General features: G+C 70.2%; 12 protein-coding genes. 3 read left to right on the top strand and 9 right to left on the bottom strand.

The genetic code is table 11. The annotated features are described in order from the left end of the window. Window positions 1-9: 9 nt before the first annotated feature. Together chpD and ACWD5F_RS29210 are read right to left on the bottom strand one after the other, a co-directional pair. Window positions 10-237: a chaplin ChpD gene (chpD, locus tag ACWD5F_RS29215; RefSeq protein ID WP_124000095.1), complete on the bottom strand. Its 228-nt coding sequence runs from the start codon at window positions 235-237 to the stop codon at window positions 10-12. 321 nt (window positions 238-558) lie between these two features. Continuing rightward, on the bottom strand, window positions 559-975 hold the full coding sequence (locus ACWD5F_RS29210) for a rodlin (protein ID WP_451258752.1): 417 nt from the start codon (window positions 973-975) through the stop codon (window positions 559-561). A 193-nt stretch (window positions 976-1,168) separates the two neighbouring features. Between ACWD5F_RS29210 and ACWD5F_RS29205 the strand changes: the two genes are divergently transcribed. Both ACWD5F_RS29205 and ACWD5F_RS29200 read left to right on the top strand, forming a co-directional pair. Beyond that, a complete protein-coding gene (locus ACWD5F_RS29205; protein WP_124000097.1) occupies window positions 1,169-1,582 on the top strand; it encodes a rodlin in 414 nt (137 codons plus the stop codon). A gap of 240 nt (window positions 1,583-1,822) precedes the next feature. Continuing rightward, window positions 1,823-2,233, top strand: a complete 411-nt coding sequence (locus ACWD5F_RS29200; RefSeq protein ID WP_451258749.1) for a rodlin — start codon at window positions 1,823-1,825, stop codon at window positions 2,231-2,233. 61 nt (window positions 2,234-2,294) lie between these two features. Here the strand turns inward: ACWD5F_RS29200 and ACWD5F_RS29195 are convergent, their stop codons facing one another. Beyond that, complete coding sequence (locus ACWD5F_RS29195) at window positions 2,295-4,238, bottom strand: AMP-dependent synthetase/ligase (protein ID WP_451258747.1); 1,944 nt, start codon at window positions 4,236-4,238, stop codon at window positions 2,295-2,297. Window positions 4,239-4,320: 82 nt separating this feature from the next. Then, window positions 4,321-5,124, bottom strand: a complete 804-nt coding sequence (locus ACWD5F_RS29190) for an SDR family NAD(P)-dependent oxidoreductase (RefSeq protein WP_451258745.1) — start codon at window positions 5,122-5,124, stop codon at window positions 4,321-4,323. 174 nt (window positions 5,125-5,298) lie between these two features. On the opposite strand from ACWD5F_RS29190, the gene ACWD5F_RS29185 reads away from it, so the two are divergent. Next, window positions 5,299-5,874, top strand: a complete 576-nt coding sequence (locus tag ACWD5F_RS29185; protein WP_451258743.1) for a TetR/AcrR family transcriptional regulator — start codon at window positions 5,299-5,301, stop codon at window positions 5,872-5,874. A gap of 1 nt (window position 5,875) precedes the next feature. Here ACWD5F_RS29185 and ACWD5F_RS29180 read toward each other — a convergent pair whose 3' ends face one another. From ACWD5F_RS29180 to mmsA, 5 genes are all read right to left on the bottom strand, one after another. Beyond that, complete coding sequence (locus tag ACWD5F_RS29180) at window positions 5,876-7,486, bottom strand: YfbK domain-containing protein (protein ID WP_451258741.1); 1,611 nt, start codon at window positions 7,484-7,486, stop codon at window positions 5,876-5,878. A 157-nt stretch (window positions 7,487-7,643) separates the two neighbouring features. Continuing rightward, on the bottom strand, window positions 7,644-8,507 hold the full coding sequence (locus ACWD5F_RS29175) for an ABC transporter permease (RefSeq protein ID WP_401721380.1): 864 nt from the start codon (window positions 8,505-8,507) through the stop codon (window positions 7,644-7,646). Then, window positions 8,504-11,260: a CocE/NonD family hydrolase gene (locus ACWD5F_RS29170; protein WP_451258739.1), complete on the bottom strand. Its 2,757-nt coding sequence runs from the start codon at window positions 11,258-11,260 to the stop codon at window positions 8,504-8,506. The genes ACWD5F_RS29175 and ACWD5F_RS29170 overlap by 4 nt, the downstream gene beginning before the upstream one ends. A gap of 185 nt (window positions 11,261-11,445) precedes the next feature. Next, window positions 11,446-12,837, bottom strand: a complete 1,392-nt coding sequence (locus ACWD5F_RS29165) for an APC family permease (protein WP_451258737.1) — start codon at window positions 12,835-12,837, stop codon at window positions 11,446-11,448. Between the two features lie 208 nt (window positions 12,838-13,045). Continuing rightward, complete coding sequence (gene mmsA / locus ACWD5F_RS29160; RefSeq protein WP_451258735.1) at window positions 13,046-14,548, bottom strand: CoA-acylating methylmalonate-semialdehyde dehydrogenase; 1,503 nt, start codon at window positions 14,546-14,548, stop codon at window positions 13,046-13,048. Between the last annotated feature and the right edge of the window lie 14 nt (window positions 14,549-14,562).

Here is a 14,562-nt window from a genome sequence, read left to right as displayed (position 1 = left end):
GTTACGAGGTCAGTCGTTGACGCACGTGTTGCCGAACGCCGGGTTCAGGAGCCCGATGACGTTGATCGAGTTGCCGCACACGTTGACCGGAATGTGGACGGGAACCTGGACCACGTTGCCCGAGAGGACACCCGGCGATCCGATGGCGGCACCCTCGGCACCGGCGTCGGCGAAGGCCGGGGCGGCCAGGCCGAGGGCCATGACGACGCCCGCGACGACTGCGGCGGTCTTCTTCATGAGCTTTCCCTTCTCTGCGGTCATGCTCTGGTGACGGCCGAAACCGAGCGAGCACATTGGAGCGGCTCGCCATGACCTGCAGGCTGCAAAACGAGGGATAGACAGCGGAAGAAACTACGGAACATGAGCCACCGGATAATTCACTCGAACGCTCCGTGCCGAATTGACATATTGACCCACGAGGAGCAGTAACGCTTCTTCTCAAGCGGGCGCGCAGAAACGTCGGGCAGGTGCGAACAACGGTGGGGAGTCTCGTGGCGAGGCCCGGACGGCCGCACCGGAGAAACCGGTGGGCCGCCCGAGCCGTTTCGGTCGGTCGCGTCAGCTGCCGACGGCGCCGTTGCCCGACAGCACCGGGATGTTGTCCAGGATGTGCGACGCCGGCTCGTCACCCTTGGCCTGGGTGGAGTTCTCCGCGCACTGCTGGTTCTGCGGCGCCGACAGGACGGGCACGTCCTGCAGCACGGTGACCGGGACCAGGACGCCCACGATGGAGGCGGCGTTGACCTTGGCCGGCAGACCGACGCAGAGCTTGTTGAGGCTGCCCTGCACGAGCGAGCCCTGCGGGCTCATGGCGCCCTTGGTCTTGGCGTTGCCAAAGGCCTGCTCGGCACCGTTGCCGTTGGTGGTCGTGACGCCGTCGTCGTTGCCAATGGCCAGCGCCTGGGGGGCAGTCGCGGCCGATACTCCGGCGACAGAAGCCGCGACCGCGGCTGCGGCCATTGCCTTCTTCAACATTTCTCCGGTCCTTTCCTGACGGGAGCACACATTCCTGCTTCCACCTCAACAAGGGGCGGCCGGATAGGTTTCGTGACTTCACCCGGTCGGATTCCACGTGGGCCATTGGAGTGAACGGCAGCAACCATGCGGCCCAGCGCCAGTTGTGCAGGTCGCTCCGGTGGACGGGGTTACTCCAGAAGGGACCACGCAAGTGATCAAGAAGGTTATGGCTGCCGCGGCGATCGCCGCCTCCGTCGCCGGTGTATCGGCCGCGACCGCGCCCCAGGCGCTGGCCATCGGCAACGACGGTGGCGTCACCACCACCAACGGCAACGGTTCCGAGCAGGTCTACGGCAACCAGGCCACGTACGGCAACATGAGCCCCCAGATGGCGCTCATCCAGGGCTCCCTGAACAAGCCCTGTGTCGGCCTGCCGGTCAAGGGCAACCTGGCCTCGCTCGTCGGCGTGGTGCCGGTGACGGTCGCCCAGGACGTGCCGATCCTGTCGGCCCCGCAGAACCAGCAGTGTGTCGAGAACTCCACCCAGGCGAAGGGCGACGAGCCGCTGTCGCACATCCTGGACAACATCCCGGTCCTGTCCGGCAACGGCTCCGCCGGCAGCTGATCACTGGGCACACGCGAACGGGCCGCCGAATTCCCGGCGGCCCTTTTGCGTGCCCTTCCGTATGCCCTTCTGCATTCCGTCTTGATTCCGTGCGGCGCGCGCCCGTCGAGTGCGCTGCGCCAATCGGGGCATAAAGCGCAACCAAACGACTTCTCGCGGGTTGATCAACACGCGGCTCTGCAACGGAGTCCGCTCTCCGAAACTCTGCACGGAGTCCGCTCTCCGAAAGGGAACGAAATCATGAAGAAGCTGTTGGCGACCGCCGCGATCGCTGCCTCCGTCGCGGGTGTGTCGGCCGCCACCGCGCCCCAGGCGCTGGCGATCGGCAACGACGACGGTGTCACCACCACGAATGGCAACGGCGCCGAGCAGGTCTACGGCAACCAGTCCACCCACGGCGACATGAGCCCCCAGCTCTCGCTCGTGCAGGGCACCCTGAACAAGCCGTGCATCGGCCTGCCGGCCAAGGTGAACGCCGCTTCCCTCGTCGGCCTGGTTCCGGTCACCGTCCTGCAGGACGTCCCCGTCCTGTCGGCCCCGCAGAACCAGCAGTGCACCGAGAACTCCACCCAGGCCAAGGGCGACGAGCCGCTGTCGCACATCCTGGACAACATCCCGGTCCTGTCCGGCAACGGCGCCGTGGGCAGCTGACCTCAGCAGCACCGCGAGAGCGGGTCGCCGAGCACTTCGGCGGCCCGCTTTTCCGTGCCCGCTACCGGGACTGTTTCTTCTGGTCGGGCTTGGCGTACAGCTCCTCGATCGCGTCCCCGTACACCGCCCGCACCGCGTGCCGCTTGACCTTCAGGGACGGGGTCAGCAGCCCGTTCTCCTCGGTGAACTCGCCCTCGACCAGGGTGAAGGCACGGATCGACTCGGCGCGGGAGACGGCTTCGTTGGCGTAGTCGACGGCCTTCTGGACGTCCGCGCGGATCCGTGGGTCGCGTGCCACCTCGGACAGCGGGGTGTCGGCGGGCATTCTGCGGACCGTCAGCCAGTGGGCGACCGCCTCGGGGTCGAGGGTGACGAGGGCGGCGACGAAGGGGCGGTTGTCGCCGACGACCAGGCACTGGCCGACCGGTGAGCGGCTGCGCAGCCGGTCCTCCAGGACGGACGGGGAGACGTTCTTGCCGCCGGAGGTGACGAGGATGTCCTTCTTGCGGCCGGTGATGGTGAGGTAGCCGTCCTGGTCCAGGGAGCCGAGGTCGCCGGTGGCGAACCAGTCGTCCTGGAGGACGGCGTCGGTGGCCGCCGGGTCGTTCCAGTAGGTGCCGAAGACGATCCCGCCCTTGATGAGCACCTCGCCGTCGTCGGCGATCCGGATCGCGGTCCCGGGGACCGGGAGGCCGACGGTGCCGGGGCGGGGTTTGAGGGGCGGGACGATGGTGGCGGCGGCGGTTGTCTCGGTCAGGCCGTAGCCCTCGTAGACGATGATTCCCGCCGCGTAGAAGAACAGGTTGAGGTTGCGGTCGAGGGGGGAGCCGCCGCTGATCGCGTAGCGCATGCGGCCGCCGAGTTCCTTGCGGATGCGGCGGTAGACCAGCAGGTCGTAGAGGGCCCAGGCGGCGTAGAGGGGCGGGGTGGGGCCCTTGCCCGTGTCGAGGAACCTGTTCAGGTACGCCTCGCCGAAGCGGACGCCGATGCGGTCCGCGCGGTCGAAGGAGGCGCCGCGGCCGATCTTCTCGGCGGTGGCGCGGCCGGTGTCGTGGATCTTCTCGAAGAGGTACGGGACGCCGACGAGGAAGGTCGGGCGGAACTCCTTGAAGGCGGGGCGGAGTTCGTCGGGCTTGATGCTCGGGCAGTGGCCTATCTCGATGCGTGCCATCAGGCAGGCGATCTGGAGGGTGCGGCCGAGGATGTGGGCGAGGGGGAGGAAGAGGAGGGTGGAGGCCACCTGGCGGGTGACCTCCTTGAAGATGGGGTGGAGCAGCTCGACCGTGTTGGCGGCCTCGGCGTGCAGGTTGGCGTGGGTGAGGACGCAGCCCTTCGGTTGTCCGGTGGTGCCGGAGGTGTAGCAGACGGTGGCGATGGTGTCGGGGGTCAGGGCGGCACGGCGCTTGGTGACCTCCTCGTCGGGGAGGTCACGGCCGAGGGCGGTGAGTTCGGCGAGGGCGCCGGCGTCCAACTGCCAGGTGTACGGCGGGTGTTCGTGGTCGGTCGTGCCCCTCGCCACCGTCTCCGCGTTCTCGGCGGTCTCCGTGACGACGAAGCGGGTGCCCGAGTCGCGGACGATCCACTCGATCTGCTCGGCGGAGGAGGTGGCGTAGATCGGGACGGTCTGGCCGCCGGCGGCCCAGATCGCGAAGTCCAGGACCGTCCACTCGTAGCGGGTACGGGACATGACCGCGACCCGGCCGCCGGGTTCGAGGCCGGCCGCGATCAACCCCTTGGCCACGGCGGTGACTTCACGGGCGAAGGCCGTCGCGGTGACCGGCCGCCAGGTGCCGTGCTCCTTGCGGCGCAGGAGTACCGCGTCGGGGGCCTCGGCCGCGTTGGTGAAGGGCAGGTCGGCGGTGCTGCCGGTGGTGGGCGTGGGGGCCATGGACGCGGTACGGGCCTCGCGGACCGTGCCGTGTTCGTCCCTGACCAGCTCGACCTCGGCACGGGAGGCCAGGTCGGCGCGCTGTTTCGCCCGTTTCAGATCCTTGCGTACGCCCATGGCGGCTCCCGGTCGCAGGGTGCTGAACGGAGGTCAACTTACCGGGGCGTAAGGAAAATTCAATGGGTTCCGCGGGGTCGGTTCAGGCGGCCGCGGAGTCGGCGGGCTCCAGCACCTTGCGGGTGATGCGCTCGCCGATCGCCGCCACCAGGGTGCGCGGGCGGCGCGGGTTGAGGTGGGCGCCCAGCGCGTTGCCCAGACCCGGGGTGAGGTACGCGCGGTCGCGGTCGAGGGCGCGCAGGGCTGCGCGGACGACCGGTTCCGCGGTGGTGGGGGTGCCCATCGCGGCCTTGCGGGTGCCGATCGCCTCGAAGAAGCCCGTCTCGACCGAGCCGGGGCACAGGGCCGTGACCTTGATCCCGCGGCCTCGGTACTCCTGGCGCAGCGCCAGCGAGAAGTTGAGGACGAAGGTCTTGGTGGCGCCGTAGACCGCGAAGTACGGGGAGGGCTGATAGCCCGCCGTGGAGCCGACGTTGAGGACGGCTCCGGAGCCGCGCTCCAGCATGCCGGGGAGCACGGCGTGGGTGAGGTCCACCAGGGCGAGGACGTTGACCATGATCTCGTCGTGCTCGCGTCGCGGGTCGATCTCCTCGAAGCGGCCGCAGGTGCCGAAGCCCGCGTTGTTGACCAGCAGGTCGACGGTGAGACCGCGGCCGGCGAGGGCTTCCGCGATGCGGTCGGCGGCATCGGGCTCGGCGAGGTCCTGGGGCAGGACATGCGCCTGGACGCCGTATGTCGTACGCAGCCGGTCGGCCAGTTCCTCCAGGCGGTCCCGGGAGCGGGCGACGAGGATCACGTCGTGGCCGCGGGCGGCGAGCTGGCCGGCGAACTCGGCACCCAGTCCGGAGGAGGCGCCGGTGATCAGGGCGGTGGATGTGGTGGTCATGGCCCTTCCCTTCAGAAGGTCGAGCTGAAGACGAGTCGAACTTCTAACTAAGACACTACTGTAGCTCTTATTCTCTTAATTGCAACAGCACTGACTCAGATATCCGAGGAACGGCGACCCGGGCGTATCGTCTACGTCCAGTGGGGGTCAGGAGCCGACGGAGTGGAGGTGCCCATGGGCCGAGCGCTGCGGGCCGATGCCGAGCGCAGTGTGCGCGCGATTCTGGAGGCGGCCGAGCTGGTGCTCGCCGCCGATCCGAACGCGTCCATGGAGCAGATCGCCGAGGCCGCCGGCGTGGCCAGGACGACGGTCCACCGGCGCTTCGCCAGCCGGCAGGCACTGATCGAGGCGCTCGCCGAGTCGGCCGTACGCCAGCTCACGCAGGCCATCGAGGACGCGCGGCCCGACACCACGCCGCCGCTGATCGCGCTGCACCGCGTCACTGCCAACGTGCTGCGGATCAAGGGGGCTTGGAGCTATGCCCTGGGGCAGCCGACCGATCAGGGCGGCGGTGCCGCGGCGGGCTGGGAACAGCTCGGGGCGCGCTGCGTCGAGCTGTTGGGGCGGGCCCAGGTCGAGGGTCTGCTCGACCCGGCGGCGGACCTGGAATGGGTCCGCCGGGTCTACTACGCCCTGATCGGCGAGGCCCTGCACGACGACGGGCGCCCGGACCCCGATCCGGACGCCCTGGCGACGCTCGTCGTCGACACGTTGTTGTACGGCGCCGGGCGGCGGCCCGGCGCCGGCTGACTCAACGCACCGTGCGGTCGGCCGTTTCGATGGCGTCGGCGAGCTGCTTCACGTCCTTGTCCTCCGTCCGGTCCGCCAAGTCGCGGGCGCGGTCCTCGAGTTCGCCGAGGCCGGGGTCGCCGGGGAGCGAGTTCCAGCGGTCGTCGCCGGAGCGCAGGGCGTCGGCGAAGTAGGCGGCGACAGCGGTGACCTGGAAGCGGGGGCCGGCCTTCCATACGGAGCCCTGGAGCGCCTCGGTCTCCAGCTCGCCGGACTTCTCGTGCGGGTCGCGGGTGTCGGGGTCGAGCCAGCGGACGGTGGCCGTGGCGAGGTGGCCGCTGGCGCCCTCCCGGACGCGCACCGCGTACAGGGCGGTGACGGTGTGGCCGGGGCCGACCTCGCCGCCGTCGACACGGTCGTTGCGGAAGTCGTCGTCGGCGACCTGGCGGTCGTCGTAGCCGACGAGGCGGAACTGCTCGACCGTCTCGGGGTCGAAGGCGACCTGGGCCTTGGCGTCACGGGCGGTGAGGTCGATGTTCTGCGGAAGCTGGTCGCAGAAGACCTTGCGGGCCTCCTCCTCGCCGGAGACGTAGACGGTGTGGCCGTCGCCCTTGTCGGCGAGGCGTTCCATCAGGGCGTCGCCGTAGTCGCTGCCGACGCCGACGCCGAAGAGGGTGATGCCGTACTCGCGGCGGGCGTCCGAGATGCGGTCGAGGATGGAGTCCGGGTCGGTGTCGCCGTCGTTGGCGAGGGCGTCGGAGATGAGGACGACACGGTTGGTGGCGCCCTCGCGGCGGCCCTCGACGGCGGTCTCGTAGCCGGTCTCGACGCCGGCGCCGAGGTTGGTGGAGTAGGTCGGCTCCAGGCTGTCGATCGCGTCGTGGATCCGGCCGCGGTGGTCGCCCAGGCGGGTCATCGGCAGGACGGTCTCGGCCTTGTCGCTGAAGGTGACGACGGCGACCGAGTCGTCGTCGCGCAGCCGGTCCGTCATGGTGTCCAGGGACTTCTGGGCGAGGTCGAGGCGGCCCTCCTCGCTCATCGAGCCGGAGATGTCGATGACGAACGTCAGGGCGGCGGGCGGGCGTTCACCGGTCTGTGAGCTCGGGCGGGTGGCGAGGCCCACGCGGACCAGCGACCAGTCCTCGTCCTGCGTGCGGGCGCCGTCGACGGTGACCGTGAAGCCGTTGCCGTCGGGGCGCTCGTAGTCCTGACGGAAGCTGTTGACGAACTCCTCGGGGCGGATCGTCGCGGGGTCGGGCCGGTGTCCTTCGGCGAGGGTGCGGCGGGCGTAGCCGTAGGAGGCGGTGTCCACGTCGAGGGCGAAGGTGGAGAGGTAGTCGGGGGTCGGGGAGGGCGCGGCGAAGGAGTCCTCGCCCTTCTGCTCGCCCTGCCGGCTCCCGTCGCCTGCCGTCGGGGCGAGGGGTGCGGGGGCCGGGAAGCCGTTGCGGTCGGAGCTGTCCGAGGACTTGCTGCCGTCGGAGTCCCCTCCCCCGCAGGCCGTCAGCAGCAGGCTGCCGGTCGCGGTGAGGGCGAGCACGGCGGTGCCCAGTCGCCGGGTGCGGCGGCGTGGCGTGCCCGGCCGTGAGGTGCCTGGCCGTGGTGTGCCCGGCCGTGGTGTTCGGTACCACTCCATCTTCCGTTCCCCCTTGCTCCGGCTTGCTCCGTTGACGTCGACATCTGTGACTGTGACGGCGCGGGGAGCCGGAACGTGCGGCACGGGGTGTTGCGGAAGGATCTCAACAAGGCCACGATCATGGCCCGTTGAGACCGGTGGGTAACCCTCCGTTGACCTAAGAGACGACGTCCTTGCGGGCAAAACCGCGGAAGGCCAGGGCGAACAGCACGAGCGCGTACGTTACCGAGACCGCGGTGCCCTGGATCATGCCGGACCACTCCAGATGCGGCTGGACGGCGTCCGCCCAGGCGAACTGCCAGTGCGCGGGCAGGAAGTCGCGCCAGTGCCCGAGGGCCGTCACCGCGTCCAGGACGTTGCCGACGATGGTCAGACCGACCGCGCCGCCGACCGCGCCGAGGGGTGCGTCCGTCTTCGTGGAGAGCCAGAACGCGAGCCCCGCGGTGACCAGTTGAGAGACGAAGATGTACGCCACCACCACGACCAGGCGCTGCGCGGCCGTGCCCGGTTCCAGCGCGCCGCCGGTCGGGATCTCCAGCGGGCCCCAGCCGTAGGCGGCCGTGCCGACGGCCAGCGCCATGACCGGCAGCAGGATCATCGCGGCCAGGCTCAGGCCGAGCGCGACGACGAGCTTGGACCACAGGAGGCGGGCGCGCGGGACGGGGGCGGCGAGCAGATAGCGCAGGGAGGACCAGCCGGCCTCCGAGGCGACCGTGTCCCCGCAGAACAGGGCGACGGGGATGACGAGCAGGAAGCCCGCCGACACGAACAGGTTCACCGCGGCGAAGTTGGCGCCGGACGCGGTGGCCGTGTCCATCAGCGTCACGTTGCCATTGCCGTTGCCCGGCCCGCCGCCGATCGCGAACGCGATCAGCAGCACGAACGGCAGCGCGGCGAGGATCGCGCCCATGACCAGGGTGCGGCGGCGCTTCAACTGCCGGGCCAGCTCCACGCGGAGGGGCAGGGTGCGGCCGGCCCGGTAGCCGGACGCCACCTCGGCGCGCTCGACGAGCGTGCTCATGCGGAACCTCCGATCAGGGTGAGGAAGGCGTCTTCGAGCCGGCGGTGCGGGCCGAGGGAGGCGACGGGGACGTCCAGGCGCACCAGCTCTACGAGGAGACTCGCGGCGACCTCCGCGTTCGTGCGGGGAGTCGCTGGCGGCTCGGGAAGGGGGGTGGTGTGTCGGTGGCCGTCCGCGGGTTCGTCGTGGCTGGTCGCGCCGTTCCCCGCGCCCCTGGCCGGCGTCAGGGCCAGGCGTACCAGCAAGCCGCCCTCTGTTCGTGTTGCCGAATCGACGCCGGGCAGAGCCGCGACCTTGTCCACCATGGGGTCGGCGATGTCGGCTGCCAGGCCCACCAGCAGGGTGTCGCCCGCACCGACAATCTCGGACACCGCGCCTGCCTGGACCAGTTGGCCCCGGTCCATGACCACCAGGTGGGTGCAGGACTGCTCGACCTCGGCCAGGAGGTGGCTGGAGACGATCACCGTGCGCCCGGCGGCCGCGTACCGGATCATCACCTCGCGCATCTCGCGGATCTGCGGCGGGTCGAGGCCGTTGGTGGGTTCGTCGAGGATGAGGAGGTCCGGGAGGCCGAGCATGGCCTGGGCGATGGCGAGGCGCTGGCGCATGCCCTGGGAGTAGGTGCGGACCGCGCGGGCCAGGGCGTCGCCGAGACCGGCGATCTCCAACGCCTCGTCCAGGTGGGCGTCCTCGATGGGTCGGCCGGTCGCCGCCCAGTACAGCTCCAGGTTCTCGCGGCCGGAGAGGTGCGGCAGGAAGCCCGCGCCCTCGACGAACGCGCCGACCCGGGACAGGACCGGGGCGCCGGGGCGGATCGCGTGCCCGAAGACGCGGATCTCGCCGGCGTCCGGCTTGATCAGGCCCATCAGCATGCGCAGGGTGGTCGTCTTGCCCGCGCCGTTCGGCCCGAGCAGGCCCAGGACCTGGCCCTTCTCGACGCGGAAGGACACGTCCCGGACCGCGTACCGGTCCGCCGAGCGCGCGTACCGCTTGCTCAAGTCCGTGATCTGGAGCGGGACTTCGGCCAGCGCCGGGTCCGGCGGCACCGCGCTGGTGCGGCGGCGGCCCGACAGGAGCAGGGCGAGGGCGATCACCGCGCCGACCACGGGCAGCCACCACACCCAGGACGGGAGCGGGGCGGCGGCGGTCGTCACGCCGGGCGCCGTCGGCACCTTCAGGTCGCCCTTCAGGGAGACGGTGTACGTCGCCGGGGCGGTCGGTGAGGCGTAGCCGAGGTCCGTGGAGGCGAGGACCAGGCGCAGCCGGTGGCCCTGCTCGATCTCGTGGTCGATGGCCGGGAGCGTGATGGTGACGTCCTTGCCCGCCTTGGCGCCCTCGACGCGGATCGGCGTGACCAGCTGGGAGGGCAGTACGGGAGACGTGCCGCCGGGCCCGACGTCGTACACCTTGCCGAAGAGCACGGCGTCGTCGCTGGTCGACTTCACGTGGACGGTGACCGTCGGCGAGCCGGTGATGCGCAGGCCGCTGCCGACCGGCTTCGACTCGAACCGCGCGTACTGGCCCGGGAAGTCCAGCGAGACGCCGACTCCAAGCGAGGAGAGCTGGGCGAGGCCGCCGCCGCCGAGGCCGGGCAGGGCGGAGACGGCGGGCGGGCTGGCGCCGGCCGGGTTGTCGAAGCTCTGCTCGCGGCGGCCGGTCAGTTCGATCGACTTCTGGCCGCTCTCCAGGCCCGGGTAGGTGCCGGAACTCGCGCCGCGCAGCAGGGCCGCGCCATCGGTGGAGTCGACGCCTCCGGTGCGGGTGACGCGGAAGGCCGGGCCGGTGTCGGTGGCCTTGTCGTCCTTGAGGTAGCGGTCGAACCAGGCACGCACGCGTGACTGCACACGGCCGGTCTCCATGTCGCCGCCGTCGTGCCCGCCGGCGATCCAGTCGACGTCCACGGGTGCGCCGTTGGCACGGATGGCCTTCGCGGCGGCGTCGGCCTGGCCGAGCGGGAAGAGGGAGTCGGTCTGGCCCTGCAACAGGAGCGTGGGCACCTTGATGCGGGTGCCCACGGCGGACGGCGAGCGGGCGTCCAGGAGTGCGCGCGCCTGGGCGTCCGGCTTGCCCGCCTCCGCGACGCGCTCGTACATCCGGCACAGCTCGGGCTGGAAGTTGTCGCAGCCGCCGCCGGAGTTGACGAAGATGCCGGCCCACAGCTTCTTGAAGACGCCGTTGGGGAAGAGGGCGTCCGAGAGGTTCCAGTAGGTGATCGCCGGGGCGATGGCGTCCACGCGGCTGTCGTAGCCGGCCGCGAGGAGGGAGATCGCGCCGCCGTACGAGGCGCCGGCGACGCCCACGCGCGGGTCGCCGGGCTTGTCGAGCTGGACCTGGGGTTGTTCGGCCAGCCAGTCGATCAGCTTGGAGACGTCCTTGACCTCGGCGTTCGGGTCGTTCAGACCGATCTTGCCGGTCGACTTCCCGAAGCCGCGGGCCGACCAGGTCAGGACCGCGTAGCCGTCCTCGGCGAGGTTCTCGGCCTGTTGACGTACGTCGTTCTTGTTGCCGCCGAAGCCGTGGGCGAGGAGCACGGCGGGGTGCCGTCCGGCGGTTGTGGGGGTGAAGTACGAGGTGTCGATGCGGACGCCGTCGATCGACATGGTCCGGTCGGTCCGGTGTGCCGGGGTCTTCTCGTCCGAGGCGACGGCCGTCCACGTTCCCGCTGCCGCGAGTACGGCGATGGCGGCGCCGGCTGCCAGTGCGCGGCGCGGCCTTCGCAGTAGGTCTCGCGGGGTGGGGAGTCGAAGATCCATGCGTTCAACCGTACGGGGCGTCTCTGACAGTTTGAGGGGACCCCGGGGTGAACGTGCGGACCTTCTCTGGGAGTACGGGGTGGTTTTGTCGTACCGCGAGTGGTGTACGGGGGGAGGGGGTGGGAGCTTCTGTGGGTTGCCGGGTGCGGGTTGGATGTGGCTTGTCGCGCAGTTCCCCGCGCCCCTTACGTCAGTTGATCCTCGGGGAGTGAGATCAGCCACCGTGTCTCTCGACGCGGTCGCAAGTACAGCGCCCAGTACACCGTTGCCGCTGCCGTGATTCCGCCTGTCCACAGCAGGTAGGACACCTCCTGTTGGCTCAGGATGTATGCCAGGACCGCTATCAGGAGCAGGGGTACGGCGGGCCAGAGGGGCATGCGCCAGGCCGGGGTGTGTTTGTGGGAGCCGCGGCGGGACAGCAGCGCGGCTATCGCGACCAAGAGGTACATGCCCGTCACCGCGACGCCTGTTACGCCGTACAACGTGTCCAGGTTGACGAAGCAGAGCAGGGCGCCCGGGATGCCTACGGCCAGGGTGGCTATCCAGGGGGAGCCGAAGCGGCCCAGTTTCGAGAAGACCGTGTTGATCGGGGCCGGCCAGGCCTTGTCGCGGGCCGAGGCGTACAGGACGCGGGAGTTCTGGATGACCATGACGATGCCCGCGTTGATGATCGCGAGGGCCACGCAGAGGCTGACGAAGGTGCCGACGGCGGAGTTGGACCAGGCCGTCACCATGCCACTGATGTCGCCGCCGGAGAGGGCCGAGAGGTCGGACGCGCCCATCGTGATCGCGATCACCGGGACCAGGATGATCACCGACGAGATCGCGAGGGTGGCCAGGACCGTACGGGCCACGTTGCGGCGCGGGTTCTCCAGCTCCTCGGAGAGGTAGACCGCCGTCGAGAAGCCCTGCGTGACGAACAGGGCGATCGCCAGGCCCGACACGACCAGCATCGCCGTCACCGTGTCCTTGTGGCCGCCGGCGCCCGCCACCTGCATCGACACCAGGCTGCCCGCGCCCCGCTCGCTGTGCGCGAAGCCCAGCACCGCCACGACCGCCGCCGCGATGACCTCCAGGACCAGGAAGACGCCGGTGATCCAGGCGTTGGCACGCAGGTCGAGCAGGCCGGCCAGGGTGGCGAGCAGCATCACTCCCGCGCCGGCGATCGACGGGTTCAGGTGCACCACCGGCGCCAGGTAGTCCGCCGTGCCCATCGCTATCACCGGCGGCACGATCATGACCACCAGCAGGGACAGGACGAAGACCAGCCAGCCCGCCAGTCGGCCCGCCAGCGTCGAGACCATCGCGTACTCGCCGCCCGCGCTGGGGATGAGGGTGCCCAGCTCCGAGTAGCAGAACGCCACGGCGATGCAGAGGACCGAGCCGATCGCGATCGTCAGGGCGGTGGCGGTGCCCAGGGTGCCGAAGAGGTCGGGGACGACCACGAAGAGCGTGGAGGCGGGGGTGACGCAGGAGAGGGTGAGGAGGGTGCCGCCGACGATGCCGATGGAACGCCGTAGTCCTGGAGCGGGGGCCGTGGTGGACTCGGCCAGGGGCGGGTGAAGCGTGTCGGTCATTCGGCGGTTCCGATCGGCTCGGGCGGATGCCTCCGGCAGCTGGGGTGTGCTGCATGGAACCCCGACGAAAACCAACACGTCAATGGCCCTCCTCCTACGGATTTCGTAGGCGGAGGGCCATTGGCATGTCGTATGCGTCAGAAACTGGCTGTTGCCGCTGCGCTTCCGCGCCCTACTGGAATCGCAGGGCGCGGGCGGAAAAAATCCGTCAGTGGTTGCGCGGGAAGCCCAGGTCGACGCCGGTGGGGGCGTCGGCGGGGTCGGGCCAGCGGGTGGTGACGACCTTGCCTCGGGTGTAGAAGTGCGTGCCGTCGTTGCCGTAGATGTGGTGGTCGCCGAAGAGGGAGTCCTTCCAGCCGCCGAAGCTGTGGTAGCCGACGGGGACCGGGATGGGCACGTTGACGCCGACCATGCCGGCCTCGATCTCCAGCTGGAAGCGGCGGGCCGCGCCGCCGTCCCGGGTGAAGATCGCGGTGCCGTTGCCGAACGGCGAGCTGTTGATCAGCGCCACGCCCTCGTCGTACGTCTCCACGCGCAGCACGCACAGGACCGGGCCGAAGATCTCGTCCTGGTAGGCCTTCGCGGTGGTCGGCACCTTGTCGAGGAGGGAGATGCCGATCCAGTGGCCGTCCTCGAAGCCCTCGACGGTGTAGCCGGTGCCGTCCAGGACCACTTCGGCGCCTTCCGCCGCCGCGCCCGTCACGTACGACGCCACCTTGTCGCGGTGGACCTTCGTGATCAGGGGGCCCATCTCGCTGGTGGGGTCGTTGCCGGGGCCGATCTTGATCTTCTCGGCGCGTTCGCGGATCTTGTCGACGAGTTCGTCGCCGATCGAACCGACCGCGACCACGGCCGAGATGGCCATGCAGCGCTCGCCCGCCGAGCCGTAGGCCGCCGACACCGCCGCGTCCGCCGCCGCGTCCAGGTCGGCGTCCGGGAGGACCAGCATGTGGTTCTTGGCGCCGCCCAGGGCCTGCACGCGCTTGTGGTTGGCGGCGGCCGTGGTGTGGATGTAGCGGGCGATCGGCGTCGAGCCGACGAAGGAGACGGCCTTGACGTCCGGGTGCTCCAGGAGGCGGTCGACGGCCACCTTGTCTCCGTGGACGACGTTGAAGACGCCGTCGGGCAGGCCCGCCTCGGCGAGGAGTTCGGCGATCTTGATCGACGCCGACGGGTCCTTCTCGCTCGGCTTGAGGACGAAGGTGTTGCCCGTCGCGATGGCGATCGGGAACATCCACATCGGGACCATGGCAGGGAAGTTGAAGGGCGTGATGCCGGCCACGACGCCCAGCGGCTGGCGGATCGAGGAGACGTCGACGCGGCTGGCGACCTCCGTCGACAGCTCGCCCTTCAGCTGCACGGTGATCCCGCACGCCAGGTCGACGATCTCCAGGCCGCGTGCGACCTCGCCCAGCGCGTCGGAGTGGACCTTGCCGTGTTCGGCGGTGATCAGCTCGGCGATCGCGTCCCGGTTGGCCTCGAGCAGCGCGCGGAAGCGGAAGAGGATCGTGGTGCGCTTGGCGAGCGAGGAGGTGCCCCAGGTCGCGTACGCGTCCTTGGCCGCGGCCACCGCCGCGTCCACCTCCTCGACCGACGCGAACGCGACGTTCGTGGTGACCGCGCCGGTCGCCGGGTCGGTCACCGGCCCGTAGGTGCCCGACGCGCCTTCGACGGTCTTGCCGCCGATCCAGTGGTTGACGATCTTCGTCATGCCCAGATGCTCCT

The organism is Streptomyces sp. NPDC002499 (assembly GCF_053595415.1).
Note: the sequence above shows the minus strand (reverse complement) of the source record. Positions and strands in the feature narration are given on the sequence as shown.

Excerpts from the sequence above, each read along its gene's own strand:
- chpD (WP_124000095.1), bottom strand. The coding sequence starts at position 237 with ATGAAGAAGACCGCCGCAGTCGTCGCGGGCGTCGTCATGGCCCTCGGC.
- ACWD5F_RS29210 (WP_451258752.1), bottom strand. The coding sequence starts at position 975 with ATGTTGAAGAAGGCAATGGCCGCAGCCGCGGTCGCGGCTTCTGTCGCC.
- ACWD5F_RS29200 (WP_451258749.1), top strand. The coding sequence starts at position 1,823 with ATGAAGAAGCTGTTGGCGACCGCCGCGATCGCTGCCTCCGTCGCGGGT.
- ACWD5F_RS29195 (WP_451258747.1), bottom strand. The coding sequence starts at position 4,238 with ATGGGCGTACGCAAGGATCTGAAACGGGCGAAACAGCGCGCCGACCTG.
- ACWD5F_RS29190 (WP_451258745.1), bottom strand. The coding sequence starts at position 5,124 with ATGACCACCACATCCACCGCCCTGATCACCGGCGCCTCCTCCGGACTG.
- ACWD5F_RS29185 (WP_451258743.1), top strand. The coding sequence starts at position 5,299 with ATGGGCCGAGCGCTGCGGGCCGATGCCGAGCGCAGTGTGCGCGCGATT.
- ACWD5F_RS29180 (WP_451258741.1), bottom strand. The coding sequence starts at position 7,486 with ATGGAGTGGTACCGAACACCACGGCCGGGCACACCACGGCCAGGCACC.
- ACWD5F_RS29175 (WP_401721380.1), bottom strand. The coding sequence starts at position 8,507 with ATGAGCACGCTCGTCGAGCGCGCCGAGGTGGCGTCCGGCTACCGGGCC.
- ACWD5F_RS29170 (WP_451258739.1), bottom strand. The coding sequence starts at position 11,260 with ATGGATCTTCGACTCCCCACCCCGCGAGACCTACTGCGAAGGCCGCGC.
- ACWD5F_RS29165 (WP_451258737.1), bottom strand. The coding sequence starts at position 12,837 with ATGACCGACACGCTTCACCCGCCCCTGGCCGAGTCCACCACGGCCCCC.
- mmsA (WP_451258735.1), bottom strand. The coding sequence starts at position 14,548 with ATGACGAAGATCGTCAACCACTGGATCGGCGGCAAGACCGTCGAAGGC.